Here is a 25,908-nt window from a genome sequence, read left to right as displayed (position 1 = left end):
CTCGCAACCGGCATGCCAGCCCTGGAGCCCTGTCTGGCCGGCAAAGCCTGCCGGGGATGCGTGAAACCTGCCGGGGGGCGGCAGCAGCGGGACGAAAGGAGAGGGCCAGCATGGTCGAGCCGATCCGGGGCTATGGGGTGACGGCGCGGCGCGCCGCGCGCGGGCCCGCCGGCTTTCGCCTGGCCGAGAGCGAGGCGCCGGCCCATGCGGCCGCCATCGCCCCCATGGCCGGGCTCGGCATGGGCGTGCCCCCGCCCGCCCTGACGCCCGCGGAGCGGGACGCGACCGCCGCCCGCCGCGGCCAGGCCCTGTTGCAGGAGCTGACGGGGCTGCAGGCCGGGCTGCTGGCGGGGCAACTGCCCGAGTCGGCGCTGCGGCGCCTCGCGGCCCTGGCGGAGGGCGAGGCCGGCCATGACCCCGCGCTGCGCGAATTGGTGGGAGGAATTGCCCTGCGCGCCCGCATCACCCTGGCCAGGCTGGGCCGCTGACGCGCCATTTGTCCGGTCGAAGCCAAACAGGGTCATACACTTGTCGCGATTGACCCCTTGTTGTGACGAATGCTCCCGCCTATGGTCCGCCCGCCCTGGGAGGGCGGCGGGCGCCGGGCTTGCCGCACCGTGTAGGGGAGGCAAGAAGAATGGTCGTGACGCTGCCGCCCGACTATCGTCCTTCAGAGGACGAAGAATTCATGAACGCCCTCCAGCAGGAGTATTTCCGCCAAAAATTGCTGAGATGGCGCCACGAGTTGCTGCGTGAGGCGGGCGTCACGCTGAATTCGCTCTCCGCCGGCGGCATTACCGAGGCGGACTTGACCGACCGGGCCAGTGTCGAGACCGACCGCGCCCTGGAACTTCGCACCCGCGACCGCGCCCGCAAGCTGATCTCCAAGATAGACCAGGCGTTGGAACGGATTTCCAACGGCACCTACGGCTACTGCGAGGAAACCGACGAGCCCATCGGGCTGCGCCGCCTCGAAGCCCGCCCCATCGCCACCCTCTCCATCGAAGCGCAGGAGCGGCATGAGCGGATGGAGAAGGTCCACCGCGACGACTGAACGTCGCGGTCTGGTCCGGACAGGTGGCGCGGCGTTCGATCCGAGCGCGGCACCGCCACCGGTCCCTACCCCACATCGCCGCGCGCCATGTCAGGCCATCCGGCTCCGCCAGAAGGCCAGGGCCTCGCATGCCATTCGCAGCACTTGGCCGCCATCGCCAGGCACAAACGACGCACGTCCTGGCGCAAAGATCCGATTGACTTTAGGGTAAAAAAATCGCATAAAGCGAAACGAAGTGGCGAAAACAAAAAATCTTCGCCACTTCGTGCTTGGGGCGCGCCCCGAACATAGGTCCTGCCGTCTCGGCGGCGGAAGCGGCGCCTTACCCCATCATATCAGGATCACCTTCCCCATGGCATTCGATGCGCGCGGCATGGCCTCAGCGCCCGTTGGCGTCGTGCATCCCCACATCATGGACAACCGGCAACGCCGCAGCGCGATCGGATGGCCCGACGGCGCGGCGCGTGGGGCGGGCCTCCATGCCATGCTGCACAGCCTCACCTATGTCAGCCTCGCCACCCAGGCCGATCCCGATCTGCTGGAGCGGCAAGCCCATGAGATCGCCGCCGCGTCCAGCGTGCGGAACCGGCAGGATGGCCTCACCGGCGCCCTCGCGGTGGGGGGAGGGTGGTTCGCGCAGGTTCTTGAGGGACCGGCCGGAATCCTGCTCGCCACCTTCGATCGCCTGCTCCGCGACCGGCGCCACACCGACATCCGCGTGATCGAGTTCGTGCCGACCGTGACGCGCGGATTTGCCGGCTGGTCCATGGCCTGTTCCGGCAAGATGCCGCCCGGTCTCATCGCCGAAGCCGCGGCCGCCTATGCGGCGCGCGAAGCGGCGGGCCTGTGCTCGACCGCGGTGCATGGCCAGTCGCTGTGCCGCGCCATGCTGGCGCGGATCGCCCCGGCCGAGGAGAGCCTCGCTTCGCTGCGCGTGCGGGTCGGCTGAGGCGCCGGGCGGCCTCAGGCCGCCTCGCTCTCCAGCGCCCGCCCGCGGATGAAGTCGCTGGCCTTCTCCGCGATCATCAGCGTGGTGGCATAGGTGTTGGCGCTGGTCATGCTGGGCATGATCGAGGCGTCCACCACCCTCAGCCCCTCCATCCCGTGCACGCGCAGCCGGTCATCCACCACCGCCGTGGGGTCCGTGGCCGGGCCCATCCGCGCCGTGCCGATCAGGTGATAGGTCGTGCTGCCATTGCGGTAGGCGAAGTCCAGCAGCTCGTCATCCGATTGCGCGTCGAGGCCGGGCAGCGTCTCCATCTCCAGGAAAGGCGCCATCTCCGGTCGGGCCAGCAGGCGGCGGATGAGGCGGATGCCGCCGAGATGGACGCGGCGGTCATTCTCGTCCTTCAGGTAGTTGGGCTGGATCTCGGGGTCTTCGAAGACATTGCGGCTTTTCGCGCGCACCCAGCCGGTGCTTTCGGGGCGGTGCTGCCAGGCGCCGGCGGTGACACCCGGGTAGTCGTCCAGCACATAGACCTGCCCCTCCTTGTAGCTGCCGGGGGTGAAGACGCATTGCAAATCGGGCTGGTCCAGCCCCTCGAAGCTCTTCCAGAAGACATAGACGTGGCTGGGCGCGGTCGCGAGGATGCTGGGCTGCCCCATGCCCCAGCGCGCCACCTGGCCACCCAGGCGCAGCCCCTTCGCCAGCTCGTTCAGCGTGGTCACGCCCGGCTTGGCGCGCCAGACCACGCGGGACGCGTAGTGGTCGCGGAAATTCTCGCCCACGCCGCGGAGTTCGTGCTTCACCTCCACGCCCAAGGATTGCAGCAGGGGCGCGGGGCCGATGCCGCTGACCTGCAGCAGCCGCGCCGTGTTCACCGTGCCGCCACAGAGGATCACCTCGCGCCGCGCCCGCACCGTGGTGGAAGGCCCGCCCTGCTTACGCTGGTAGGTGACGCCGATGGCGCGCTTGCCTTCCATCAGGATGGCGTTCGCCCGCGCCTCGGTGCGGAGTTCGAGGTTGGGCCGCGCCAGCGCCCCGTGCAGGAAGGCCCGATAGGCCGAGACGCGCTTGCCGTTCAGGATGGCGCGCTGGAAATAGCCCACGCCCGCCTGGTCACCGGAATTGTAGTCGGGGTTGCGCGGGATGCCCGCCCCTTCGCAGGCCGCGATGAAGGCCTCGCTCAGCGGGTTGATCCAGTCCATGTCGGTGACGGGGATGCCCTGTTCGCGCCCGCGCTTGTCCGCCTCGCCATAGCCCAGGCGGCGTTCGGTGCGGCGGTAATAGGGCAGGCTGTCGGCATAGCCCCAGCCGCGATTGCCGCGCTGCGCCCAGGAATCGAGATCCCCCGGCTGACCGCGATTGTAGATCATCCCATTGACCGAGGAGGAGCCGCCCAGCGTGCGCCCCTGCACGGTGGCGATGGGCCGCCCGCCCGTGCGCTCGGTCGGTGCCGTGCGGAACTGCCAGGTGACCGAGGGGTCCTTCAGCGTCTTGATGAAGCCCGCGGGGATATGGATGAAGGGGTTGCGGTCCTTGGGGCCTGCTTCCAGCACGCAGACGCGCACGGCGCTGTCCTCGCTCAGCCGCGCGGCGAGGAGCGACCCCGCGGCGCCACAGCCCACGATCACATAGTCGAATTCGTCGTCCATGGCGCTTCCCCGGGATTGCGTCGCGGGCATGAGCCTAATCCCGCCGGGCCGGACGGGGGAAGGCGGCGATGCGTGGGATTCGGCGGCGGCTTGGCCCCGCGCGAGGCCGGCTGGCCCGGGGCTTGCTCATTCCGGTGGCCGCGCCCGTCGCGGCCGGACCGGGGCGCCGCGCGCCTGGCCGCGACGCCATGGCCCAGGGGGACCGCCATCATGTACGACGTGCCGGACGAACCGCAGATGCCGCCCGAGGCGCGCGCCTTGCTGGAGGAGCGCCTGAAGGCCGCCACCTGCTATCTCGAATATGGCACGGGGGGCAGCACGCTGCTGGCGCTGCGGCTTGGCGTGCCACGGGTCTATTCCGTCGAATCCGACCGGCCCTTCGCGGAACGCGTCCAGCGCGCCGCCGCGCAGGCGCGCCGGCCGGGCACAGGCTTCTGGCTGATGCTCGCCCATGTCGGCGAGACCGCCGAATGGGGGCGCCCGGCCGACACCCAGGCGTGCCGCCAATGGCCGGGCTACCCGCTGCAAGTCTGGCACGAGATCGAGAGGCGCGCGCACGCGCCGGACCTGATCCTGATTGACGGCCGCTTCCGGGTGGCCTGTTTCCTGGCCTGCCTGCTGAAGGCTGAGCCCGGCACGCTGATCATCTTCGACGACTACATGGACCGCGCGCAGGATTATCATGTCGTGGAGCGGCACCTGGCGCCCGCCTCGACCATGGGCCGTTGCGCGGTCTTCTCGGTGCCGGAGGCGGTGGATGCGGCCGCCATCGCCTTCGACCTGGCGCGCCATGTGGTGCGTCCCGAATAGGGGCGGCGCATCCGCCCCCCGATCGGCGCCGCGGCTTCGCCGCGGCAACGGGGCTGGCCAGGCAGGAAGAGGGTCCGGTGGGGCCCCCGCGAAAGCGCGAAGCGATTTCGTGGGGTATCATCCGGTGGGGCCCCCGCGAAGGTTTCGCCGGCGCACACGGCGCCCCGCGCCATTGCCGCCGGCGAAAACTTCGTGGGGAACTCAGAAGGGCAGCAGGATGTCGAGCAGCTGCTGCCCCAGCCTGGGCTGCTGGATGTCGCTGAGCGAACCCCGCCCCCCATAGGCGATGCGCGCCTCCGCCAGCCGGTCATGCCGCACCGTGTTGTCGCTGCCGATATCCTGCGGGCGGACGATGCCCTGCACCGTCAGCTCGCGCATCTCGTTGTTCACCCGCACCTCCTGCCGCCCCATCACCACCATGTTCCCGTTGGGCAGGGATTGGGTGATGACGCCAGCGAGGCGCAGCGTGATCTGCTCGGTGCGGCGCACGCTGCCCGTGCCATCGGCCGTGCCGGTGCTGTTGGTGCCGATGAGGCGCGCGGGGTCCACCGTGTTGGGCAGCACGCGCGGCACGGCGTTCTCCAGGCCGAGCAGCGCGGGCATGCCCATCTCCTGCGTGCCGCCGCGCGTGGCCTGGGTGCGGTTCTGCAACTGCGCCTGGTCCTGGATGGAGACGAGGATGGTGATCAGGTCCCCCACCTGCGCCGCGCGCTGGTCGCGCAGGAAGGTGCGGCTGCCGGGGCGCCACAGGGAATTGGCCATGGCCGGCGCCTCCTGCGGCGCGGGCATGGGCATGGAGACGGGGCGCCAGCGTGGATCGGCCGTGGGGTCGCTGACGGGCGTGAAGTCCGGCGCGCGGCCGACGCGCGACAGGCGCTCCGCCTGGCCGCAGCCGGCCAGCAGCAACAGGGCGAGAAGGGCTGGGGCGGCGCGGTTCATGCGAGGGGCCTTCATCGGGTCGCGGAGAGGGGGGTGCTGGAGACGGGCACGCTGCCCATGGCGACGCGCACGCGGCCGGGGGCGATGGCGATGCCCTCCACCACGCTGCGGCTCGTGAGGTTCATCACCGTCACCGCCTCGCCACGGGCGGCGGCGCGCATGGCGCGGCCCTGCACGGCCAGTTGCAGCCCGGGCGTGTCCAGCAACAGGGTGACGAGAGCGTTGCGCTGCACGATGGAGGGCGGGCCAAGGTCCACCAGCGCGAAGCTCTGTTCCACGGCCATGGGGCGGCGCAGTTCCTGCCCCACCACCTGTTCCAGCTGCTGCGCCTGGCCCGGCCGCACGCGCTCGGCCCGCAGGCGGATCAGGCGCGCATCCTCGGGGGCGATGATCTCGTTCAGGGCCAGGCGCCGGGTGGCCACCACCACGGGCGTGGTGGGGGCCGCACGGCCCACCAGGCGCATGCGCTGGGCGGGCATGCCATCGGCCAGCACCAGCAGCGTGGCGGCGAAGCGCAGGGAAGGCTGTTCCAGCACCACGCCCTCCAGCGCCATCTCGTAGAAGGCGGCACCCGGGATCATGGGCGGGATCAGGCCGGGCAGGTCCATCTCCATCTCCTCGTCCATGCCGTGGCGCGTGAGTTCGGCGCGCAGCAGCGCCTCGATCTCGGCGCGGGGCACGGGGCGGCCGGGGCGTTCGACCACCGCGCGCTCCTGCCCCGTCAGCGGCCGCCAGGGCACGCCATGGGCGCGGGCGATGTTCCACAGGTTCTGCGCCTCCAGCACCATGCGCCGGCCGGGCAGGGGGGCGGCGGCGAGCGGCGTGGCGCCGCGCGGCCCGGCCTGGTCGAAGAGGTCGGAGACGCGCAGCGTGTCCCCCTCCAGCAGCACATGCGGGCGCAGCAGGGCGGGCGGCGTCTCGGCGCGGGCGGCCAGCGGCGCGGCCAGCAGCCCCGCCAGGAAGAGACGGCGCGACATCAACGCAGCCTCGTGAGCGTCGAGAGCATCTCGTCGGAGGCCGTGATGATGCGGCTGTTCATCTCATAGGCGCGCTGGGCGGTGATGAGCGACGTGATCTCCTGCACCGTGTTCACGTTGGAGGTCTCGATGAAGCCCTGCATCAGGGAGCCATGGCCCGGCTGACCGGGGGCGGCGGCCTGGGCCTCGCCCGAGGCGGGGGTGGCGAGGAACAGGTTGTCGCCCATGGCGACAAGGCCGCCCTCATTGGCGAAGATGGCCGTCTGGATCTGCCCCACATTCTGCGGCGCGACCTGCCCGTCGAGCGAGACCAGCACCTCGCCCGAGGCGTTGATCGTCACGTCGCGCGCGGCGGCCGGCACGTTGATGCCCGGGTTCACCACGAAGCCCTCGGCGGTGACGATCACGCCCTCGGGGCTCAAACTGAAGGTGCCGTCACGCGTGTAGGCCACCTCGCCGGTGGGAAGCTGCACCTGGAAATAGCCATTGCCGCGGATGGCGAGGTCGAAGCGGTTCTCGGTCTGCTGCAGATTGCCCTGCTCGCTGATGCGGTAGATGGCCGCCGTGCGCACACCAAGCCCGACTTGGGCGCCCGAGGGCAGCACCGTGCCGGCATCGGAGCTTTGCGAACCCACGCGGCGCAGGTTCTGGTAAATCAGGTCCTGGAACTCGGCCCGCCGGCGCTTGTAGCCGGTGGTGTTCATGTTCGCGAGGTTGTTGGAGATGACCTCGACATTGGTCTGCTGGGCCAGCATGCCCGTCGCGGCGATGTGGAGCGAGCGCATGGTCAGCGAACCTTTCCGGTGAGCCGCGACAGAACGCGAAGGTCCGCGGCGATGTGCAGGGAGCGCATGGATGGGTCTCCTTAGGTGCGGCGGCGCAGCAGGCGGTCGATCGCGCTCTGCTGGCGCTCGGATTCGCGTTCGAGGAATTGCGTGGCCATCTGGAATTCGCGCAGCTCGGCCATCATCCGCGTCATCTCCAGCACGGAGACGACATTGCTGCCCTCCACCGCGCCCTGGACCATGCGGGGCTGGGCCACCTCCTGCGGCTCCTGCCCGGCGGCGGCGAAGAGGCGGTCGCCCTCGGGCTGCAAGGCCTGCTCATTGTCGAAGCGCACCAGCCGGATGCGGCCTAATATGCCGTTCTCGCTGCGGATGGTGCCATCGCCCGAGATCTCGATCTGCGTGTCGTTCGGAGCAATGGCGATCGGCTGGCCGTTCGCGTTCAGCACCGCATGGCCGTGGTGGTCCACCAGCTGGCCATTGGCGCCCATCGCGAAGCGGCCGGCGCGGGTGAAGCGCTCGCCACGCGGGGTTTCCACGGTGAAGAAGCCATCGCCCTGGATGGCGACATCCAGCGGGTTGCCGGTGCGGGTGATGGCGCCGGCCTGGTTGTCGCGCCAGGTCGCGCGGTCCCAGGCATAGGCCACCTCCCGCCCCTCGCGCGGGCCGTCCACCCGGCCTTGCCGCGCCACATGCTCGGCGAAGATGGGCCGCGCCGCGCGGAAGCCCGGCGTGTCGGCATTGGCGAGGTTGTGCGCCGTCACCTGGCTCGCGCGGAGTTGCGAGGTGAGGCGGGAGAGGATGATGTAGCTCGGGCTGTCCATGGCGCGGTCCTCGGGCCCCGGCCGAGGGGCCAGGTGCCGCCATGGGGGCAAGCCGCGTGCCAGCCCGGGACGGGGGGTTGGGGCAGGCTTTGCCGCATGGCGGCGGCAAGCCCTGCCGGGTGCCGGCATGAAGGGGGTGGCGGGCCGCGCAACGGTTCCTTAACGCCCTGCCCCCCATTCTGCCGCCTCACGCAACAAGGGTGGGCCCGATGGCCGCGGCAGCGAAGGCCGAGACGGTTGGCGAGGCGGGGGGCGAGGGGGATGCCCCGCGCCGCTCGAAGAAGAAGCTGATCCTGCTCGCCCTGCCGCTCCTGCTGCTGGGCGCGGGCGCGGGGCTGTGGTTCTCGGGCGTGCTGCCCGGGCTGCTCGGCATGAACGCGGCCCCGCCGGTGGAGGAAGCCGCCGCCGAGGAGGTGGACACCGGCCCCCGCCCGCCCGAACCCGCCGTCTTCGTCGCCATGCCGGACATCGTGGCCAACCTCAATTCCGGCAACCGCCGCCCCGTCTTCATCCGGCTGCGCAGCCAGATCGAGGTGCGGGGCCAGGCCGATGCCACCGCCCTGCAGGCCGCCATGCCCCGCCTGCTGGACCTCTTCACGACCTACCTGCGAGAGGTGCGCCCCGAGGAGCTGCGCGGCAGCGCCGGCACCCACCGCCTGCGCGAGGAGCTGATCGCGCGCGCGAACATCGCCGCCACCCCCGTGCGCGTCACCGACGTGCTCTTCACCGAGATTCTCGTGCAATGAGCACCGAGGAAGACGATCTCGCCGCCGCCTGGGGCGCGGCGCTGGAAGGGGAGGAGGAGAGCGGCACGCCCGCGCCTTCCCCCACGCCCGACGCCACGCGCGTCCTGAACCAGGCCGAGATCGACAGCCTGCTGGGCTTCGAGCAGGCGGGCGAGGGCGAGGTCGGCAAGTCCGGCATCGAGCGGATGATTCATTCCGGGCTGGTCTCGTATGAGCGCCTGCCCATGCTCGAGATCATCTTCGACCGTCTCGTGCGCATCCTCTCCACCAGCCTTCGCAACTTCACCTCCGACAACGTGGAGGTCAGCATCGACAGCATCGCGAGCCAGCGCTTCGGCGACTACCTGAACAGCGTGCCGCTGCCGGCGATGATCGCGGTGTTCAAGGTGGAGGAATGGGACAATTACGGGCTGATCGTGGTGGACAGCGCCATGATATACTCGGTCGTGGACGTGCTGTTGGGCGGCCGCCGCGGCACCGCGGCGATGCGGGTCGAGGGCCGCCCCTACACCACCATCGAGCGCACCCTGGTCGAGCGCCTGATCTGCGTGGTGCTGAAGGACCTCTGCGACGCCTTCGGCCCGCTGACCGAGGTGGAATTCCGCTTCGAGCGGCTGGAGGTGAACCCGCGCTTCGCCACCATCTCGCGCCTGTCCAATGCCTGCGTGCTGACCAAGCTGCGGATTGACATGGAGGATCGTGGCGGCGCGCTGGACCTGCTGCTGCCCTATGCCACGCTGGAGCCGGTGCGCGAGCTGCTGCTGCAGCAGTTCATGGGCGAGAAGTTCGGTCGCGACAGCATCTGGGAAACCCACCTGGCGCGGGAGCTGCGCGACACCGCCGTCTCGCTCGACGTGGTGCTGGACCAGCAGGTGATGCCGCTCTCGGCCATCATCGCCCTCAAGCCCGGGGACCGCATCACCCTCAACGCCCAGCCCCAGGCGCCGGTGAAGCTGCAATGCGGGCCCGTGGCGCTGTTCGAGGCGGAATACGGCAGGCGGGAGACGCGGCGGGCGGTGCGGATCTCGCAGGTGCTGCGGGCGCCTTCGGAGGTGGTGGGAACATGAGCCAGCTCGCCCTCCTGCTCGACATCGCGGTGGTGCTGCTGCTGGGTCTGACCCTGCCCATGGCCTGGCGGCTGGACCGCATGCTGCGCGCGCTCCGCGCGGACCGCGAGGCATTGGCCAGCGGTGCCGACGGGCTGGCGGACGCGACGCGCGAGGCCGATGCCGTGCTGACCCGGCTGCGCGCCGCGACCGAGCAGGCGGACCGCCAATTCGGCGAAAGGCTGAAAGCGGCGGGCCTCGCGCAGGATGACCTGCGCTATCTGCTGGAACGCGCCGAGACCATCGCCGACCGGCTGGAGGCCGCGGTGCAGGCGGGCCGCCCGCTGGCCGCGGCCCCGGCCGCCCCCGGCACGCCCGCGCCCCGCAGCGAGGCGGAGCGGGAACTGCTCCGGGCCCTGGGGCGCGTGGCATGAGGCGCTGGCGCCCCCGCCTGCTGCCGCTCGCCATCCTCGCCATGGCGGGGCTGCTGCTGACGCGCGGCCTGATGCTGCATGACGGTTTCGGCACGCCCGCCGCGGCACAGGCCCCTGCCGCCGCGCCGGAGGCCCCGGCGGCGCCGGCGCCCGCCGCCCAGCCGGAAGCCCCGCCCGACGAAATCCAGGCCGCCGAGCGCGCCCTGCTCGAATCCCTGCGCGAACGCCGCCTGGCGATCGAGGCGCGGGAGGCCGAGACGGCGCAGCGCGAGATGCTGCTGGCCGCCGCCGAACGGCGCCTGGCCGCGCGCATCGAACAGCTCGGCACGCTCCAGCAGCGCCTGGAGAGCGAGACAGCCGCGCAGGACGAACGCGCCGAACAGCGTCTGCGCCAACTCGTGCGGCTCTACGAGGCGATGCGCCCGCGCGACGCCTCCGTGATCTTCAACGACCTGGACATGGAGGTGCTGCTGCCCGTCCTCGCCCGCATGCGCGAAGCCCGCGCGGCCCCCATCCTTGCCGCCATGCAGCCCGATCGGGCGCGGCAGGCCACCACCGAGCTGGCGCGGTTGCGCGCCCGCCTCGCCCCTTCACCCTGACCCCGGAGACAAGCCGCCGATGGCCATCGACAAGAACATGAACGTGCTGATCGTGGATGATTACAAGACCATGCTGCGCATCATCCGCAACCTGCTCAAGCAGCTCGAATTCGACAATGTGGAGGAGGCGACGGACGGCGCCGAGGCGCTGGCGAAGCTGCGCGCCGGCAATTTCGGCCTGGTCATCAGCGACTGGAACATGGAGCCGATGACGGGCCTCGACCTGCTGAAGGAGGTGCGCGCCGACAGCCGGCTCAAGAGCCTGCCCTTCATCATGATCACGGCCGAGAGCAAGACCGAGAACGTGGTCGCCGCCAAGCAGGCCGGCGTCTCCAACTACATCGTCAAGCCCTTCAACGCCGAGACGCTGAAGGAAAAGATCGAGAAGGTGCTCGTCCATGCCTGATCAAAATCCCGAGCAGATCGAGCGTGCCGTGCGCGAGGTGCTCGGCAGCCTCTCCGGCGACCTGACGACCACCGAGATCTCCCTGCTGGGAGAGCTGGAGGCGCTGGGCCGCGAGGTCGCGCGCGCCAAATCCGAGATCGCCGCCCTGAGGGTGGACGACATCAACGACCGCCACATCCCGACCGCGACGGATGAGCTGGACGCGGTGGTGGAACACACCGCCACCGCGACCAACGAAATCCTGGATGTGTGCGAGGGGCTGGAGAAGCTGCAGACCAAGCTGCCGGCGGAACACGCCGATGCGCTGGGTGTTGCCGTCACGCGCATCTACGAGGCGTGCAGCTTCCAGGACATCACCGGCCAGCGCATCACGAAGGTGGTGAGCGCGCTGAAGGTGATCGAGCAGCGTGTCTCCGACGTGACCCGCCGCTTCGGCACCACGACGGAGAATGCGCCGGCACCGGAGCCCGAGGTGGCCATCACGCCCGAGACCGAGGGCCGTGCGCTGGCCAATGGCCCCCAGCTGCCCACCGCCGCCAGCAGCCAGGCCGATATCGACCGCCTGCTGGCGAGCTTCGACTGATGCGGCGCATGGCCCGGCTTGTCGCGCTTCTGGCGCTGCTGCTGGCGGGGTTCGCCCCGCTGGCCGCGGCGCAGGAGCGTGTGGGCGTCCGCACCGGGAACCACCCCGGCTTCGGGCGCATCGTCTTCGACTGGACGGCGGCGCCCGCCTACACGGTCGAAACCACGCCGGGTCGCGTGCTGCTGCGTTTCCCCAACCCCGATGCCGTCGTCCTGCCCGGGCGCGGCCGTCTGCCGCGCAACATCACCGCCGCGAACCGGGTGGAGGGCGGCATCGAGCTGCTGATCGCCGAGGGCAGCCGTGTGCGGCATTTCCGCAACGGCCCCAAGGTGGCGGTGGATGTAATGGACGCGGCTGCGCCCGAGGCCGCGCCGCCGCCCGTCGCGGCCCCAGCCGCCGCTCCGCGTCCCGCCGCTCCGCGTCCCGCTGCGCCGAGACCGGCCGCGCCCGTCGCCACGGCGCCGCCAGCGCCCCGGCTTGCGCCGAACGCCGCCGCACCGAGCCCCGACATGCCCGCGCCCACTGCCGCGCCCGCGCCCGCCGCCCCTGTCGCAGCCGCCCCTGTCGCAGCCGCTCCGGCCGAGCCCGCTTCCACCATTCCCAGCGGCGCCTTCGTGCAGCCTCCGCCGCCCGCCGTCGAGCCGCCCGCGCCGGTGGCGGCCGCGCCGCCGCCCGCGCCGACGCGCCCCGCGCCCGCGGCCCCTGTCGCGACCGCGACCGCGCCCGCAAGCCCCGCCGCAGCCGTGCCGGCCGCGCCGCCCGCGCGGCCCGCGCCCCTGGCTCCGCCGGTGGCCGAGCCTGCGTCCACTGCCAACCCGCCATTGAACAGCCTGGCCGGGCCGCCCCCCATCCGCGCGCGCGCCGTGCTGCGTGCCAACCAGCCCAGCGCCCTGCGCCTGCCCCAGGCCGCGGGCTTTGGCCTCGCCGCGCTGCGCCGGGGGGATTCCGCGCTGGTGGTTCTGGCCTCCGAACGGCCGCTCGAGCTCGGCGCCGTCCGGGCCGACCGCGCCTTCGCCGCCGCCCAGGTGCAGCGCCTGCCCGGCGCCAGCGTGCTGACCTTCCCGCTCGCCGCCGACCAGCGCCTGGTCGTGGAGCGCGACGGTGCGGACTGGCTGCTCATTCCCGGCCCCCGCGCGCCGGGCGGGCCCGATGTGGCGCATCTGCGCGCCGTGCCGGAGGCCGAATCCCTTCTCCTCACGGCACCCGGCGCCGCGCAGGTGGTTGCGCTGACCGATGCCGAAACGGGCCTGCCCCTGCTGCTGGGCACGCTGCGCGACCCCCTCGCGCGCCAGCCCGTCACCCGCCGCCTGCCCGAGATGGAATTGCCGGAGACCTTCCACGGCGCCGCCATCCTCGCGCGCTCCGACCGCATCGCGTTGCGCGCGGGCGCGGGACGCTTCGTGCTGACCGGCGCCGCGCCGGCCCCCGAGGTCAGCCCGCTCACCGAGGGCGCGGGCGCCATGACGCGCAGCTTCGACTTCCCGGCGGCGCCCGTGCCCGCGCTGATGGAACGCCTGCGCGCGCAACAGGCGGCGGTGGCCAGCGCCGCCCCCTTGCAGCGCGCGCCCCTGCGCTTCGCAGTGGCCGAGACGCTGCTCTCGCTCGGCCTGCCGCAGGAGGCGCAGGCCATGCTCCGCATGGCGGCCGAGGAGACGCCCGCCGCCGCGCGGGACCCGCGCCACCGCTTCCTCTCCGGCGCTGCCGCGCTGCTGGCCGGCCGCACCCCGCCTGCCGGCGCGCTGGAGGTCGAGATCCCGTCCAGTGACGAGGTGATGCTCTGGCGCGCCCTGCGTGACGCCTCCCGTGGCGAGACGCGCACCGCCGCCGCTTCCCTCGCCGCCACCGCGCCGCTGTTCATGTCCTACCCCGAGGGGTTGCGCCGCCGCCTGCTGCCCGTGCTGGCCGAAACGCTGGCCGCCGGCGGCGAGGGTCCCGCCGCCGCCCGCGTGCTGGAACAGGCGGGCCCGGACCCGAGCCTCGCCTTGGCCCGCGCGCTCACTGAAAACGCGCAGGGCCGCACGGAGGAGGCGCTGGACCTCTTCGACGCCGCCGCCCGTTCGCGTGACCGGCTGATGCGCGCGCGCGCCCTGCGCCACGCGCTGGAACGGCGCCTGGAACTCGGCCGCGTCACGCCGGCCGAGGCGGCGCAGGGGCTGGAACAGACGCTCTTCGCCTGGCGCGGCGACGCGCAGGAGGTGGTGACGCGGCTTCGCATCGCCGACCTTCGGCGCGAGGCGGGCGATGCCCGCGCCGCCATGGCGCTGCTGCGGGAGACGGCCTCGCTCTTCCCCGAGCAGGCGGCGGCCATCCGCCCCCGCCTGCAACAGGCCTTCCTCCAGGCGCTGGAGACGGACGCGCCGCTCGCCGCCGTCGCGATGCACGACGCCCAGCCGGACCTGATGCCAACCGGCGATGCGGCGGCCGCGGTGCTGGAGGGGCTGGCCGGGCGCCTCGCCGCGCTCGACCTGAACGACCGCGCGGCGGCGCTGCTGACCCGCGCGCTGGAACGCACGCCGGCGGGCGAGGGGCGCGCCGCGCTGGGCGCGCGCCTCGCGGAGTTGCGGCTGGATGCGCGTGACGCCGATGCGGCGCTGGAGGCGCTCACCGCCACCTCCGTGCGCAACCTGCCCGTCGCGCTGGCCCGCCGCCGCGCCATCCTCGCCGCCCGCGCCGAGGCCCTGCGCGGCCAGACGGAGCGCGCCGTCGAATCGCTCACCGCGCTGGGCGCCGAGGGCGATCTGGCGCTCTCCGGCATCCTCGCCGCCGCGCGTGACCATGCGGGCGCAGCCATCGCCCTGGCCCGGCACCTCGACCGCACCGATGACACGCAGGCGCTGCCCGCCGGAGCCCAGCGCGAGGTGCTGCGCCTGGCCGCCCTGCGCATCCTGGCGGGCGAGGAGGACCAGCTTCCCGCGCTGCGCGCCCGCTACGCCGCGCGCATGACGGAAGCGCCGTTGAAGGCCGGTTTTGACGCGCTGACGAGCGACCCGGTGCGCGGCCTCGCGGATCTGCCGCGCCTCGCGCGCGAACTTGATCTCTTCCGCAGCCTGCCGCAAGACCGTGGCTGACGGATGAGCCTTGCGCTGGGGGCGTGCCGCCTTGCACAGGGATCACGGCGCAAGGTCCCGATTTCATTTGACCCCCGGGCCCCCATGCCTCAGAAGGCCCCCCCACTGACCATGATCGAACCGACGGCCGAGTTGGCCGCACAGCCGATACACCTGGTCATCTGCTGGTAGGAAAGGGAACCAAATGGACTCTCTCGTCCGACTGGGGATGAACTCGGACACGCTCCCGAGCAACGCCCAGACTGTCTCTCACGGTGACGCCGGTCACGGTTCGGTCAGTGAGGCGAAGGATTACTTCGTCGAACGGAACGGCGTGCGCTACGCCGGCACGCACCTGATCATAGACCTGTGGGGTGCGACCAACCTCGACGACCCCGGCCACATCGACGCCGTGCTGCGCGAGGCCGCGATCGCCACGGGTGCCACCATCCTGCACGGGCATTTCCACCACTTCTCGCCCAATGGCGGGGTGTCGGGCGTGCTGGTGCTGGCCGAGAGCCATGTGTCCATCCACACCTGGCCGGAGCGGGACTACGCGGCGCTGGACATCTTCGTCTGCGGCGATTGCGACCCCTACAAGGCGATCCCGTTCCTGAAGCGCGGCTTCCTGGCGGAGCGCGTGCAGCTCGCCGAGCACAAGCGCGGCCTGATCGGCTGAACGCCGGCAATATGTGCTGTTGAACGGGGCCGGGTGGCGACGCCCGGCCCTTCTTCTGTGTGGGCCTTGCGGAGATAGACGAAGATGGCGACCGATTCCTGGGTGAACGAAACCCTCTACCCCGACTGGGGCCAGCGCTTCCTGGTGAAGCGCGAACTCGCGCGCGTGCAGAGCGATTTCCAGGACATCATGGTGTTCGAGAGCACCAGCCACGGCCGCGTCATGCTGCTGGATGGCGTGGTGCAGATCACCGAGCGCGACGAGTTCGTCTACCAGGAAATGCTGACCCATGTGCCCCTGCTGGCGCATGGCGAAGCGAAGCGCGTGCTGATCATCGGCGCGGGCGATGGCGGCGTGCTGCGGCGCGTGCTGCAGCACCGCAATGTTGAGAAGGCCGTGATGGTCGAGATTGATGGCGAGGTGATCCGCCTGGCCAAGGAATTCATGCCCGGGATCGCGGGCGATGCGTGGAACGACCCGCGCGCCGAGGTGATCGTGGGCGACGGCATTGATTACGTCCGCCAGGCCGCCTCGGGCAGCTTCGACGTGGTGATCGTGGACAGCACGGACCCCATCGGCGTGGGCGAGGTGCTCTTCACCGATGAGTTCTACGCCAACGCCGCCCGCCTGCTGAGCGACCGCGGCCTGATCGTCAACCAGTGCGGCGTGCCCTTCATGCAGGCCGACGAACTGCGCGAGACGAACATCCGCCGCGCCAAGTCCTTCCCTGACACCTGGGCCTATGTGGCCGCGGTGCCGACCTATGTGGGCGGCTTCATGACGCTGGGCTGGGCCGCCAAGGACGCGACGCTGCGCGCCGTGGACGTGGCCACCATCCGCGCGCGTGCCGAGGCCGCGGGCATCCTGGGCCAGACGCGCTACTGGACGCCCGAGATCCACGCCGGCGCCTTCGCCCTGCCGCCCTACATCGCGGAAAACCTGGCGTGCTGACGCCATGCGGTGCGCGCGGGGCCGCCCGCGCGCATCGCACTTCAAATGCGGGGAGGGGCACCCTATCTCCGTTCTCCTTCCGGTCGCTGCCAGTGCCGCGCGCGTGTTTCGCGGCGAGAGCCTTGTCCGGTGCCCTTCCTCGAATAGGTGGGGCGCCGGTCCCGCCACCTCCGTTCCGGCCCGCGGGCCGTGGCGGAGGGCGTCCCGCCGGTCGGCGGGCGTGTGGACGGTTCCTCGCCTGGGCCGACCCCCCGCAAGGGGGTCCATGGGTCCGCTCACGTCGTGGCCGGCAGCGGCCGGTTTCCCACCCTGTCAAAGCTGTTGCGCGGCGCCGCGCCGCACCCCCAGGATGCGTCCCGTCAACCTCGGGATGATCCGGATGCCCCGCCTGCCGCGCCGCGCGCTTCTTGCCACGCCCCTCGCCGGGGCGCTTGCCGCGCCCGCCACCGCCCAGGCCGCGCGCGTGATGCGCTTCGTGCCGCAGGCGGATGTGACGGTGCTGGACCCGCTCTGGTCCACCGCCTTCGTCAGCCGCAACCACGCCTACCTGGTCTACGACACCCTCTATGGAACGGATGCGGAGTTCCGCGCCCAGCCGCAGATGGCCGAGGGCCATGTGGTCGAGGATGACGGCCGCACCTGGACCATCACGCTCCGCCCCAATCTGCGCTTCCATGATGGCGAACCCGTGCGGGCGGCCGATGCGGTGGCGAGCCTGCGGCGCTGGGGCGCGCGTGACCCCTTCGGCCAGGCGCTCTTCGCCGCGACCGATGAACTCTCGGCGCTGGATGACCGCCGCCTGCGCTTCCGCCTGAAGGCGCCCTTTCCGTTGCTGCCGGCGGCCCTCGGCAAGACCACCGTCACCGTCCCCTTCATCATGCCCGAGCGCCTGGCCCGCACCGATGCGGCGACGCAGGTCAGCGAGATCGTGGGCTCCGGCCCCTATCGTTTCGTGGCGAATGAGCGCGTGGCCGGCGCGCGCACCGTCTATGCCAAGTTCGACGGCTATGTGCCGCGCGAGGGGGGCACGCCCTCCTTCACCGCCGGCCCGAAGGTGGCGCATCTGGACCGCGTGGAATGGGTGGTGATGCCCGATGGCGCCACGGCCGCGGCCGCGCTCCAGGCGGGGGAGGTGGATTGGTGGGAACAGGCGGTCACCGACCTGCTGCCCGTGCTGCGCCGCCACCGCCAGGTGGAGGTGAAGACGCTGGAGACGACGGGCTTCATCGGCTTCCTGCGCTTCAACCACCTCCAGCCGCCCTTCAACAACCCGGCCGTGCGGCGGGCGGTGCTGGGCGCCATCAACCAGTCGGACTTCATGCAGGCCATCGTGGGCAACAACCCCGAGCTTTGGCGGGGGGATGTGGGCGTGTTCACGCCGGGCACGCCGCTGGCGTCCAATGAGGGGCTGGCGCCGCTGACCGGCCCGCGCGACCCGGCCGCCGTGCGCCGGGCGCTGGCCGCGGCCGGCTACAACAATGAGCGTGTGGCGCTGATCGTACCGACGGACTTGCCGTTCCTGAGGGCCATGAGCGAGGTGGGCGCCGATGCCTTCCGCCGCATTGGCCTGAATGTGGACTACCAGGCGCTGGACTGGGGCACGGTGCTGCAACGCCGCACCTCGCGCGAGCCCGTGGAGCGGGGGGGCTGGAGCGCCTTCTTCACCTTCGGCGGGGGCCTGGACTTCGCCTCGCCCGCCGGCCACCTCGGGCTGCGCGGCAATGGCACCAATGGCTGGATCGGCTGGCCCGACAGCCCGGCGCTGGAGGCGCTGCGCCAGGAATGGTTCAGCGCGCCCGACCTCGCGGCCCAGCAGGCGATTGGCCGGCGCATCCAGGCGCAGGCCATGCAGGACGTGCCGATGATCCCGCTCGGCCAATACTTCCTGGCCACGGCGCACCGCCGCAACGTGACGGACATGCTGAGCGGCATGCCGCTGTTCTGGAATGTGAAGAAGGGGTAGCCGCGCCCGATCGTCCCCGGCGTAGTCGGGGGCGTGAATCGGCCGCGCAGCCGAGCGCCCGATCGTCCCCGGCACAGCCGGGGGCGTGAATCGGCCGCGCAGCCGAGCGCCCGATCGCCCCCGGCATGGCCGGGGGCGTGAATCGGCCGCGCAGCCAAGCACCCGGCTTCGCGGCCCTCTGCCGCGAAGCCGGGGCGCGGATCAATCCTCGCTCAGCAGCGGCGGGCCGGCCAGCACGCCGCCATCAATCACCATGCTCTGCCCCGTCATGAAGCCCGAGGCGGGGGAGGCCAGGAACACCGCGGCCCCCGCGATCTCGTCCGGCTCGCCGATGCGAAGAAGCGGCGTATCGCGCGTGCGCTTCTTCAGGTTCACGGGGTCCTCCCACAACGCGCGCGCGAAATCGGTGCGAACGAGGCCGGGCGCGATGGCATTCACGCGCACGCCCGAAGGCCCCCATTCGGTGGCGAGCGCACGGGCCAGCTGCATGTCGGCCGCCTTGCTGACGCCATAGATGCCCAGCCGCGGCGAGCCCCGGAACCCACCGATGGACGAGACGATGATGACCGAGCCCGAACCCCGTGCCGCCATCTCCGGAATCGCCATCTGGCACAGCCAGAGGTTGGAGCGGACATTGGAATTCATGATGCGGTCATAGGCCTCGTCCGGAATGTCCTGGGACGGGCCGAAATAGGGGTTCACCGCGGCGTTGCAGACCAGCACGTCCACGGGGCCATAGGCCGCGCGCGTGGCGTCCACCAGCTTCTGCAATTCCTCCTTGCGGCCGATGTTGCAGGCCACCGCCATGGCGGTGCCGCCCTTGGCCGTGATGGCGTCCACCACCTCCTGGCAGGCATCGAGCTTGCGCGAGCTGACGACGACCTTCGCGCCATGTTCCGCCAGCCGCTCGCAGATGGCGCGCCCGATGCCGCGACTGCCGCCAGTGACGATGGCGACCTTGCCGGTCAGGTCGAACAATGTGGGCATCGGCTTCCTCCTCAAGGGTTTGGAGGAAGCCTACAGAACATGGCGCGTTTGGGAACGCCTCAGGCGGCGATACCCAGTTCGCGCGTCACGGCCTCCATCACCGCGGTGCCGATGGGCTGGTCGAAGTTGACGGCCAGCACGCCCTCCTCCCAGCGCACCACGCTTCCCGTGGCGGGGCCGCCAGCGCCTGGCAGGGTGATGGTCAGCGCCGCGCCGGGGGGCAGGGGTTGGGCGCGGCGCAGCGCCGCCCCGCCCAGCGAGATGTCGAGCAGGCGCAGCCGCTCCGTGGCACCCTCCACCACCACCGTGGCGTCGCGGCCTTCCACCGCGAGGCGGTCGAAGCGGCGGCGTTCCTCCATCTGCTCGTGCAGGGTGGCGAGGAAACCATCCACCTCGGCGCGCAGCACCCCGGCCTCGCCCTGCACGGTGGCGGCGCTGCTCTCCACTTCCAGCGTCGCGTCGGCCGCGGCCTCGGCCATGCGGGCCACATCGGCCATGGTGTCGGCCACCTGGGCATTGCCGCGCGCCACCAGTTGCAGCCGCCCCGTGATCTCGCGCGTGGCCGCGCCCTGTTCCTCGACGGCGGCCGCGATGCCGCCCGCCACCTCGTCCATCCGGCCGATGGCGGCGGAGATGGCGCGCATGCCCTGCGCGGCCTCGGCCGTCGCCTGGCGGATGGCCGCGATCTGCGCCGCCACGTCCTGCGTGGCACCCGCGGTCTGGGTGGCGAGGTTCTTCACCTCGGACGCCACCACCGCGAAGCCCTTGCCCGCCTCGCCCGCCCGCGCCGCCTCGATGGTGGCGTTCAGCGCCAGTAGGTTGGTGCGCGAGGCCACGTCCGAAATCACGTTCAGGATGTCGCCGATGCGGTCCGCGCTCCGGGTCAGGGCCTCGATGCGCGTATCGCCGCGCTGCGCCTCGGTCACCGCCTCGGCCGCGACGACGGCGGCGCGGCTGACCTGGTTGCTGATCTCGTTCACGCTCGCGGCCAGCTCCTCCACGGCCGAGGCCACGGCCTGCAGGTTCGCGTTGCTCTCGGCCGAATGCGCGGCCGTCTCGGTCACCTGGGCGGAGGTGCGGCCCATGGCGTCCGACAGCCGCGTCGTGGCGGTCAGCATGGTGCTGGCGGAGTCCTCGAAGCCCGCCATGACCGAGCCGACATTGCTGCCGAACTCCTCCGCGCTGCGCTCCATGGCGGCGGTGCGGCGCTTGCGTCCGTCCTCGGCCGTGCGCAGGGCCGCCTCCAGACGGGCCTTCTCCTGCGCGGTGCTGCGGTTCTCCTCCAGGGCACGGGCCAGCGCGCCCAGCTCATCCCGGCGTGCCAGGTGCGGCACGGGCTGTTCCGCGAGTCCGGCCGCGACCCATTGCCGCAGCTCCTCCAGGGGGCGCAGCGAACGGCGCAGACCCACCCAGAGCAGCCCGCCCGCCAACCCCACCAACAGCAGCGTGGCCACCAGCGCGTGCCACAGTTTCTCCATCAGCGCCGCGTCCATCGTGGCGCGGGACTGGCCCACGAAGAGCATGCCGATCACCTGGCCGCCCGCATCGCGGATGGGGCTGTAGATCGCGATATGCGGCGCACCCTCGATCCGGGTGAGGCCGCGGTAGATGCGCCCCTCGCCCAGCGCCGTGTCGCGGTGCGGGCCGGCGGCCGTGCGCTGGCCCAGCAGGCGCGAGCCATCGGGACGGCCCGTGCCCGCCACCACCTCATCGCCACGGAAGATGGCCGTGCGCGCGCCGGTGGCCGCGCGCACCAGGTCCACCAGGTCATTGGCACCTTCCATCACGACATCGCCCCGGGCGAGCTGCCCGGCCTCGGTCAGCCGCCAGGCGCCGCCGCCCGCGACCCGGGCGGTGAGGCCATCGAGCAGGACAAGGTCCCGTTCGAGCTGCGCCTCCAGCGCGGCATGGTCCGCGCGATGGTCCCGCCAGGCCGTCCAGCCTTCGACGGCCAGGACCGAGACGGTGATGGCAAGGAGCCCCACGACCGTGACACGGGCGGCGAGGCTGAGGCGGGCGAGGGGGGCTGTGATGCGTCGCATGCCCCCACTCAACCCAAAGTGCCTCAAGAATCCGTGAAGGTCGTTTCCATTTCCCGCCGAATTCGCACCGCCAGCGCGCCATCGTCCAGCGCCACGTCGGATTGCCGCAGCATGGCCCCGCGCGGCACGTCGCGCAGCAGCCGCACGCCATGCGCGAGGCCGATGGGCAGCAGCCCCTCCGCGCGGCTGCGCGCGGCGGGCACGCATTTGCCCCAGGCCATGGACCCGCCCTCGCCATCCAGGATTTCGCCGGCCTTCAGGTCGCGCTTGGCGGTGGCCGCCACGTCCCCGCGCCAGGCGTCGCCGCAGCCGGTGGGCTCACGCCGCAGCGCCGCACTCGCGACACTCACGCCGAGTTCAAGCCCGATCAGGTGATAGGGCCGCCACAGCGCCGCGTAATGGCCCGTGCCGTCGGTGTGGACGCCATATTCGGAGAAGCAGCGGCGGATGTAGTCCGTCTCGCCCTCGAACACCGCATAGACGCCCCAGCGCAGGTCGCCCACCACCGGCCGCGCGTCGCGCTCCAGGGAGGAGATCACCTCCACCACGCCCTTGCGCGCCAGATGCCCGCCCACCTCGCGCGGGCGGAAGACATGCGGCAGGTCCTGCACGCCCACGGGCGGGAAGGAGAGCCCATCCTCCGGTGGCGTCAGGCCGGTGGCGTTGGCGATGGCCGCCATCTCGATGCCGCTCTTGGTGCCGTCCAGGAAGGAGTTGAACATCTGCGGGTTCATGCCGCCGGCCGCCGCGGCCTCGGGCGTCAGGCCGTAATGGCCCCAGACGGTCTCGGGCGTGGATTCGTGGAAGGCGGGGAGGTATTTGGTGCCCTTGCCGGCGGCGATGATGGGCATGCCCATGGCGCGCAGCGTGTCCACCATCTCGCACACCAGGGCCGGCTGGTCGCCATAGGCCATGGAATAGACGCAGCCGGCGGCGGCGGCCTTCTTCGCCAGCAGGGGGCCGGCCAGCACATCGGCCTCCACATTCACCATGACGATGTGCTGCCGTGCCGCGATGGCGGCCAGCGCATGGGCGATGCCGGCCGCGGGGTTGCCGGTGCTCTCCACCACCACCTCGATGCGCGGGTCATTCACCAGGGCGGCGTTTTCAGTGAGGTGGGTGGCGCGCGTGCGCAGCGCGTCATCGAGGCTGGGGGCGGCGGATTGCTCGGCGCTCCAGCCGATGCGGGCCAGGTTCTCCCGCGCGCGGGCGGGCGAGAGGTCCGCGATGACGGCGACATGGATGCCCGGCGACCGCGCGGCCATGGCGAGGAACATGGCGCCGAACTTGCCGGCGCCGATGACGCCGACGGTGATGGGCTTTTGCGCCGCGGCACGCGCGGCGAGGAGGCGTGAGAGGTTCATGGGCGGGAGGGTAGCGCGGGTATGCCGTGACGGCAGCCCTTCGCGCTGGACTTCGGTGTTAGGAATATGCGACTATTTTTCGTCGCGGCCCTTGTGCGCCTCGCGCTCGGCCAGCAGCCGGCGTGCCTCCCGCAATACATCCGCCGGATCGATGTAACTCTCGACATCCTAGAGGCGAAGCATACTGCCCTTTAATAAAGTCTACCCAGACGTTAAAAATTCAATTTATCAGTATGCGGCGTTATTTTATTAAATATCCGTTAAATACGTTTAAGGCAGCTGATCAGGAGCCCCAAGTGCGGTCATTTCATCGTCTAACGCTTTAGCCAAAATGATAAAATCGCCGTCCGCTAAATCGTCAAATATATTTCTTCCAAGATTTGTATAATCATAGGATAGGCCAAGCCAAGAAACTTTCGGGGCGTTTGGGTTTTCAATATTTATCTTCCCGCCGTGGACAATAGCATTTCTAATAACACGGCAGAAATTACTTACAGGTGGCCAGTTTTGATAATTAGTATTTTTCTTTCTGAGCCAGTCATTACATCTTTCAACGTAAAGAGCAAACGTCGCGTTCATAATTACCCATAATGGTTCTCCGGTTCCAAGAGAAATTTCTCCTGGGATAGGGCTATTTGGCGTGGGGTGTTCGACACCATCTCTCGTATAATACCATATTTCTTCTGGCCAATTCCCACTGGCAGCTACTTCAAAGACCCCTGTCTTCGGTATGAAAACCATTTTTTTGCTTTGTCTTGTGAAGAGGCCCGTTTTAGTCGTTCCGTCGGTTGGCTTCTCGCGGGCGAATCCAAAGATGCGCTCCATGGCTTCGTGATGCATCGCCCACCCGACTTGGACAGTCCAAAGGTAGGTGTACATCCGCGAGCCTCGGCTGACGTGCACTGTAACAGGATCAGACATGGCGACCTCGGACATTGGCGGGCGACCGGACGCAATTGTACGTCGTATGCTTGCGACGCCCAAGCCTACCAAGGCAACGCCGAGGCCTAACCGTTAAGGTTGACGCCACTTGAAAGTCTGCCGCCCGCGCCAGTTGGCGAGGCCTCTTAGGCCAGTTAGCCCGCCGAACGGTGAGGCGCTTGTCTTCGATGCGGCGCAGGCCGGTTTCGGCCCACTTAGTAGCGTTCACGCTAGATTACACTGTTGTTGAAGCTCAGAACGAATTCGTTCAGGTATCTCTAAACCTACTTCTCGCAGCACTTCTGATAAATTCCGCTTATGCCGCGCTTCATGATGTCAATATACGATTATCCTTCGCTGTGTTCATTGCGCGCCCTCCGCTCCGCCAGCAGCCTCCGTGCCTCGCGCAGCACCTCGGGCGGAATGCCCGCCGTCTCCGCCTGCCGCTCCAGCGACACCACGCGGCCGGGCCAGAGGATGAGCGCGCCCTTGTGGACCTGGATTTCGAAATGGGTGGGATTGCCGAGGGCGTCCACGACGCGCTTGGGCAGGGTCAGCTGGTTCTTGGCGGTGAGCTTGGCGAGCATGGGGCGGCCTCCGGTTGGGGGCCGGTAAGATAGTAAGATCGTAAGATAGTAAGGAAGAATTTTTTCCCAAACTGACGGTGGGGTCCGGGGTCCGCCACGGACCCCGGCGGGGGCGCGGGGGCAGAGCCCCCCCCTCACACCACCCCCGACCCCCCCTCCGCCGCCAGCACGATCCGCGCCAGCGCCTCATCCCGCCCCAGCGCCTCCAGCGTCAGGTCAATCGGCGGGCTCATCGTGCTGCCGGTCAGCGCCACGCGCAGCGGCTGGGCCACGTCCTTCAGCTTGATGCCCTTCACATCGGCATAGTCGCGCAGCCAATGTTCCAGGTCCGCCCGCGTCCATTCGGGCATGGCCGAGAGGAATTCCGCCAGGTTCAGCAGCCGCGCCCGCGCCTCTTCCGTCAGCAGGGCGGCGGCCTTGGCGTCGGGCACGGGGGCGGAATCGGACACCGCGAACGCGGCCGACTGCGCCAACTCGACGAGCGACTTCGCGCGCTCCTGCAAGGCCGGCAGCAGGGCGCGCACGCGGGCGATCTTCTCCGTGCCGAAATCCTGGCCCATGGCGGCCAGGCGCCGCATCACCTCGGGCAGCAGCGCCTCCGGGTCCGCCTGGCGCAGATAGACGCCGTTCAGGTGCGACAGCTTGGCGTAGTCCATGCGGCTGGCCGCGCGGCCCACATCCTTCAGGTCGAAGATCTTTTCCGCGCGCTCGCGGGGAATGATCTCCTCGTCGCCATGGCCCCAGCCCAGGCGCAGCAGGTAGTTGCACACGGCCTCGGGCAGCAGCCCCTGCTCGCGGAATTCCAGCACCGAAACGGCGCCGTGGCGCTTGGACAGCTTGGCCCCATCCGCGCCATGGATCAGCGGGATATGCGCGAAGCGCGGCCGGTGCCAGCCCATCGCGTCATAGACCATGCATTGCCGGAAGGTGTTGGTCAGGTGGTCGTCGCCGCGGATGACGTGGGTGATGGCCATGTCATGGTCATCCACCACCACCGCGTGCAGGTAGGTGGGCGTGCCGTCGCTGCGCAGGATGATCATGTCATCCAGCTCGGTGGCCGCCACGCGCACGGTGCCCTGCACCAGGTCGTCCACCACCGTCTCGCCCTCGGTGGGCGCCTTGAGGCGGATGGCGAAGGGCTTGCCCGCCTGCTCCGGGCCGGGCGCGCGGTCGCGCCAGAAGCCGTCGTAGCGGGGGGGGCGCTTCTCGGCCATCGCGCGCTCGCGCATCGCGGCCAGTTCCTCGGAGGTTTCGTAGGCGCGGTAGGCCTTGCCGGCGGCCAGCAGTTCGTGCGCGACCTCGGCATGGCGCGCCTCGCGCGCGGACTGCATCACGGGCGGCTCATCCGGGCTCAGGCCAAGCCATTCCAGGCTTTCCAGGATTTGCGCGACGGCCTCGGGCGTGGAACGCGCGCGGTCCGTGTCCTCGACGCGCAGCAGGTATTGCCCGCCATGGCGCCGGGCGAAGAGCGCGTTGAACAGGGCGGTGCGGGCGCCGCCAATGTGCAGGAAGCCGGTGGGGGAGGGCGCGAAGCGCGTGCGGACGGTCATAATCCAGTTCCTAACATGG

General features: G+C 70.5%; 25 protein-coding genes. 14 read left to right on the top strand and 11 right to left on the bottom strand.

Features of this window, described 5'->3' with window-relative positions; translation table 11 throughout:
• Positions 1-110 precede the first annotated feature (110 nt).
• The 3 genes from GGQ83_RS13200 (at position 111) to GGQ83_RS13190 (ending at position 2,003) form a co-directional block, all read left to right on the top strand.
• Positions 111-488 (top strand): flagellar assembly protein FliX, encoded by a 378-nt coding sequence (locus GGQ83_RS13200; RefSeq protein WP_184384762.1) that lies wholly within the window; start codon positions 111-113, stop codon positions 486-488.
• Positions 489-637: 149 nt separating this feature from the next.
• Positions 638-1,054: an RNA polymerase-binding protein DksA gene (gene dksA / locus GGQ83_RS13195; RefSeq protein ID WP_184384760.1), complete on the top strand. Its 417-nt coding sequence runs from the start codon at positions 638-640 to the stop codon at positions 1,052-1,054.
• Between the two features lie 397 nt (positions 1,055-1,451).
• Positions 1,452-2,003: a BLUF domain-containing protein gene (locus GGQ83_RS13190; RefSeq protein WP_184384758.1), complete on the top strand. Its 552-nt coding sequence runs from the start codon at positions 1,452-1,454 to the stop codon at positions 2,001-2,003.
• 14 nt (positions 2,004-2,017) lie between these two features.
• On the opposite strand, the gene GGQ83_RS13185 is transcribed toward GGQ83_RS13190, so the two are convergent.
• Positions 2,018-3,649, bottom strand: coding sequence for a GMC family oxidoreductase (locus tag GGQ83_RS13185; RefSeq protein WP_184384756.1), 1,632 nt, complete (start codon positions 3,647-3,649; stop codon positions 2,018-2,020).
• Positions 3,650-3,859: 210 nt separating this feature from the next.
• Between GGQ83_RS13185 and GGQ83_RS13180 the strand changes: the two genes are divergently transcribed.
• A complete protein-coding gene (locus tag GGQ83_RS13180; protein WP_184384754.1) occupies positions 3,860-4,459 on the top strand; it encodes a class I SAM-dependent methyltransferase in 600 nt (199 codons plus the stop codon).
• Between the two features lie 201 nt (positions 4,460-4,660).
• On the opposite strand, the gene flgH is transcribed toward GGQ83_RS13180, so the two are convergent.
• The 4 genes from flgH to flgF form a co-directional block, all read right to left on the bottom strand.
• Positions 4,661-5,398, bottom strand: a complete 738-nt coding sequence (gene flgH, locus GGQ83_RS13175; protein ID WP_242535145.1) for a flagellar basal body L-ring protein FlgH — start codon at positions 5,396-5,398, stop codon at positions 4,661-4,663.
• Positions 5,399-5,409: 11 nt separating this feature from the next.
• Positions 5,410-6,375: a flagellar basal body P-ring formation chaperone FlgA gene (flgA, locus tag GGQ83_RS13170; protein WP_184384750.1), complete on the bottom strand. Its 966-nt coding sequence runs from the start codon at positions 6,373-6,375 to the stop codon at positions 5,410-5,412.
• Complete coding sequence (flgG, locus tag GGQ83_RS13165; protein WP_184384748.1) at positions 6,375-7,160, bottom strand: flagellar basal-body rod protein FlgG; 786 nt, start codon at positions 7,158-7,160, stop codon at positions 6,375-6,377. Before flgG ends, flgA begins: the two co-directional genes overlap by 1 nt.
• A gap of 80 nt (positions 7,161-7,240) precedes the next feature.
• Entirely contained in the window at positions 7,241-7,984 is a 744-nt protein-coding gene (gene flgF / locus GGQ83_RS13160; protein ID WP_184384745.1) for a flagellar basal-body rod protein FlgF, read from the bottom strand.
• 209 nt (positions 7,985-8,193) lie between these two features.
• Between flgF and GGQ83_RS13155 the strand changes: the two genes are divergently transcribed.
• From GGQ83_RS13155 to GGQ83_RS13110, 10 genes are all read left to right on the top strand, one after another.
• A complete protein-coding gene (locus GGQ83_RS13155) occupies positions 8,194-8,730 on the top strand; it encodes a flagellar basal body-associated FliL family protein (RefSeq protein WP_184384743.1) in 537 nt (178 codons plus the stop codon).
• Positions 8,727-9,797 carry a flagellar motor switch protein FliM gene (gene fliM / locus GGQ83_RS13150; protein WP_184384741.1) on the top strand — a complete coding sequence of 357 codons (1,071 nt, stop codon included), beginning with the start codon at positions 8,727-8,729 and terminating at the stop codon, positions 9,795-9,797. Before GGQ83_RS13155 ends, fliM begins: the two co-directional genes overlap by 4 nt.
• The gene (locus GGQ83_RS13145) at positions 9,794-10,210 is read left to right on the top strand and encodes a DUF6468 domain-containing protein (protein ID WP_184384739.1); all 417 of its coding nucleotides are present in this window, start codon (positions 9,794-9,796) and stop codon (positions 10,208-10,210) included. The genes fliM and GGQ83_RS13145 overlap by 4 nt, the downstream gene beginning before the upstream one ends.
• Positions 10,207-10,809 carry a MotE family protein gene (locus tag GGQ83_RS13140; RefSeq protein WP_184384737.1) on the top strand — a complete coding sequence of 201 codons (603 nt, stop codon included), beginning with the start codon at positions 10,207-10,209 and terminating at the stop codon, positions 10,807-10,809. The genes GGQ83_RS13145 and GGQ83_RS13140 overlap by 4 nt, the downstream gene beginning before the upstream one ends.
• A 19-nt stretch (positions 10,810-10,828) precedes the next feature.
• On the top strand, positions 10,829-11,215 hold the full coding sequence (locus tag GGQ83_RS13135; protein ID WP_184384736.1) for a chemotaxis response regulator CheY: 387 nt from the start codon (positions 10,829-10,831) through the stop codon (positions 11,213-11,215).
• Positions 11,208-11,798: a protein phosphatase CheZ gene (locus GGQ83_RS13130; protein ID WP_184384734.1), complete on the top strand. Its 591-nt coding sequence runs from the start codon at positions 11,208-11,210 to the stop codon at positions 11,796-11,798. Before GGQ83_RS13135 ends, GGQ83_RS13130 begins: the two co-directional genes overlap by 8 nt.
• An 8-nt stretch (positions 11,799-11,806) precedes the next feature.
• On the top strand, positions 11,807-14,866 hold the full coding sequence (locus GGQ83_RS13125; RefSeq protein ID WP_184384732.1) for a hypothetical protein: 3,060 nt from the start codon (positions 11,807-11,809) through the stop codon (positions 14,864-14,866).
• Positions 14,867-15,050: 184 nt separating this feature from the next.
• Entirely contained in the window at positions 15,051-15,524 is a 474-nt protein-coding gene (gene speD / locus GGQ83_RS13120; RefSeq protein ID WP_184384730.1) for an adenosylmethionine decarboxylase, read from the top strand.
• An 84-nt stretch (positions 15,525-15,608) separates the two neighbouring features.
• Positions 15,609-16,475, top strand: coding sequence for a polyamine aminopropyltransferase (speE, locus tag GGQ83_RS13115; RefSeq protein WP_184384727.1), 867 nt, complete (start codon positions 15,609-15,611; stop codon positions 16,473-16,475).
• 370 nt (positions 16,476-16,845) lie between these two features.
• Positions 16,846-18,438, top strand: coding sequence for an ABC transporter substrate-binding protein (locus GGQ83_RS13110; protein ID WP_375781524.1), 1,593 nt, complete (start codon positions 16,846-16,848; stop codon positions 18,436-18,438).
• Positions 18,439-18,639: 201 nt separating this feature from the next.
• On the opposite strand, the gene GGQ83_RS13105 is transcribed toward GGQ83_RS13110, so the two are convergent.
• From GGQ83_RS13105 to gltX, 6 genes are all read right to left on the bottom strand, one after another.
• On the bottom strand, positions 18,640-19,425 hold the full coding sequence (locus GGQ83_RS13105; RefSeq protein WP_184384723.1) for an SDR family NAD(P)-dependent oxidoreductase: 786 nt from the start codon (positions 19,423-19,425) through the stop codon (positions 18,640-18,642).
• Positions 19,426-19,484: 59 nt separating this feature from the next.
• Complete coding sequence (locus GGQ83_RS13100; RefSeq protein WP_184384721.1) at positions 19,485-21,467, bottom strand: methyl-accepting chemotaxis protein; 1,983 nt, start codon at positions 21,465-21,467, stop codon at positions 19,485-19,487.
• Between the two features lie 23 nt (positions 21,468-21,490).
• Positions 21,491-22,831 carry an NAD(P)H-dependent oxidoreductase gene (locus GGQ83_RS13095; protein WP_184384719.1) on the bottom strand — a complete coding sequence of 447 codons (1,341 nt, stop codon included), beginning with the start codon at positions 22,829-22,831 and terminating at the stop codon, positions 21,491-21,493.
• 270 nt (positions 22,832-23,101) lie between these two features.
• The gene (locus tag GGQ83_RS13090) at positions 23,102-23,656 is read right to left on the bottom strand and encodes a hypothetical protein (protein WP_184384717.1); all 555 of its coding nucleotides are present in this window, start codon (positions 23,654-23,656) and stop codon (positions 23,102-23,104) included.
• Positions 23,657-24,099: 443 nt separating this feature from the next.
• Positions 24,100-24,339 (bottom strand): AbrB/MazE/SpoVT family DNA-binding domain-containing protein, encoded by a 240-nt coding sequence (locus tag GGQ83_RS13085; protein ID WP_184384715.1) that lies wholly within the window; start codon positions 24,337-24,339, stop codon positions 24,100-24,102.
• Positions 24,340-24,473: 134 nt separating this feature from the next.
• Positions 24,474-25,889, bottom strand: a complete 1,416-nt coding sequence (gene gltX, locus GGQ83_RS13080; protein ID WP_184384713.1) for a glutamate--tRNA ligase — start codon at positions 25,887-25,889, stop codon at positions 24,474-24,476.
• Between the last annotated feature and the right edge of the window lie 19 nt (positions 25,890-25,908).

Source organism: Roseococcus suduntuyensis (assembly GCF_014196305.1).
GTDB classification, from domain to species: Bacteria; Pseudomonadota; Alphaproteobacteria; order Acetobacterales; family Acetobacteraceae; genus Roseococcus; species Roseococcus suduntuyensis.
Note: the sequence above shows the minus strand (reverse complement) of the source record. Positions and strands in the feature narration are given on the sequence as shown.

Bases quoted from the DNA above. Each gene is read 5' to 3' on its own strand.
- GGQ83_RS13200 (WP_184384762.1), top strand. From the start codon at position 111: ATGGTCGAGCCGATCCGGGGCTATGGGGTGACGGCGCGGCGCGCCGCG.
- dksA (WP_184384760.1), top strand. From the start codon at position 638: ATGGTCGTGACGCTGCCGCCCGACTATCGTCCTTCAGAGGACGAAGAA.
- GGQ83_RS13185 (WP_184384756.1), bottom strand. From the start codon at position 3,649: ATGGACGACGAATTCGACTATGTGATCGTGGGCTGTGGCGCCGCGGGG.
- GGQ83_RS13180 (WP_184384754.1), top strand. From the start codon at position 3,860: ATGTACGACGTGCCGGACGAACCGCAGATGCCGCCCGAGGCGCGCGCC.
- flgH (WP_242535145.1), bottom strand. From the start codon at position 5,398: ATGAACCGCGCCGCCCCAGCCCTTCTCGCCCTGTTGCTGCTGGCCGGC.
- flgA (WP_184384750.1), bottom strand. From the start codon at position 6,375: ATGTCGCGCCGTCTCTTCCTGGCGGGGCTGCTGGCCGCGCCGCTGGCC.
- flgG (WP_184384748.1), bottom strand. From the start codon at position 7,160: ATGCGCTCGCTCCACATCGCCGCGACGGGCATGCTGGCCCAGCAGACC.
- flgF (WP_184384745.1), bottom strand. From the start codon at position 7,984: ATGGACAGCCCGAGCTACATCATCCTCTCCCGCCTCACCTCGCAACTC.
- GGQ83_RS13155 (WP_184384743.1), top strand. From the start codon at position 8,194: ATGGCCGCGGCAGCGAAGGCCGAGACGGTTGGCGAGGCGGGGGGCGAG.
- fliM (WP_184384741.1), top strand. From the start codon at position 8,727: ATGAGCACCGAGGAAGACGATCTCGCCGCCGCCTGGGGCGCGGCGCTG.
- GGQ83_RS13145 (WP_184384739.1), top strand. From the start codon at position 9,794: ATGAGCCAGCTCGCCCTCCTGCTCGACATCGCGGTGGTGCTGCTGCTG.
- GGQ83_RS13140 (WP_184384737.1), top strand. From the start codon at position 10,207: ATGAGGCGCTGGCGCCCCCGCCTGCTGCCGCTCGCCATCCTCGCCATG.
- GGQ83_RS13135 (WP_184384736.1), top strand. From the start codon at position 10,829: ATGGCCATCGACAAGAACATGAACGTGCTGATCGTGGATGATTACAAG.
- GGQ83_RS13130 (WP_184384734.1), top strand. From the start codon at position 11,208: ATGCCTGATCAAAATCCCGAGCAGATCGAGCGTGCCGTGCGCGAGGTG.
- GGQ83_RS13125 (WP_184384732.1), top strand. From the start codon at position 11,807: ATGGCCCGGCTTGTCGCGCTTCTGGCGCTGCTGCTGGCGGGGTTCGCC.
- speD (WP_184384730.1), top strand. From the start codon at position 15,051: ATGGACTCTCTCGTCCGACTGGGGATGAACTCGGACACGCTCCCGAGC.
- speE (WP_184384727.1), top strand. From the start codon at position 15,609: ATGGCGACCGATTCCTGGGTGAACGAAACCCTCTACCCCGACTGGGGC.
- GGQ83_RS13110 (WP_375781524.1), top strand. From the start codon at position 16,846: ATGATCCGGATGCCCCGCCTGCCGCGCCGCGCGCTTCTTGCCACGCCC.
- GGQ83_RS13105 (WP_184384723.1), bottom strand. From the start codon at position 19,425: ATGCCCACATTGTTCGACCTGACCGGCAAGGTCGCCATCGTCACTGGC.
- GGQ83_RS13100 (WP_184384721.1), bottom strand. From the start codon at position 21,467: ATGCGACGCATCACAGCCCCCCTCGCCCGCCTCAGCCTCGCCGCCCGT.
- GGQ83_RS13095 (WP_184384719.1), bottom strand. From the start codon at position 22,831: ATGAACCTCTCACGCCTCCTCGCCGCGCGTGCCGCGGCGCAAAAGCCC.
- GGQ83_RS13090 (WP_184384717.1), bottom strand. From the start codon at position 23,656: ATGGAGCGCATCTTTGGATTCGCCCGCGAGAAGCCAACCGACGGAACG.
- GGQ83_RS13085 (WP_184384715.1), bottom strand. From the start codon at position 24,339: ATGCTCGCCAAGCTCACCGCCAAGAACCAGCTGACCCTGCCCAAGCGC.
- gltX (WP_184384713.1), bottom strand. From the start codon at position 25,889: ATGACCGTCCGCACGCGCTTCGCGCCCTCCCCCACCGGCTTCCTGCAC.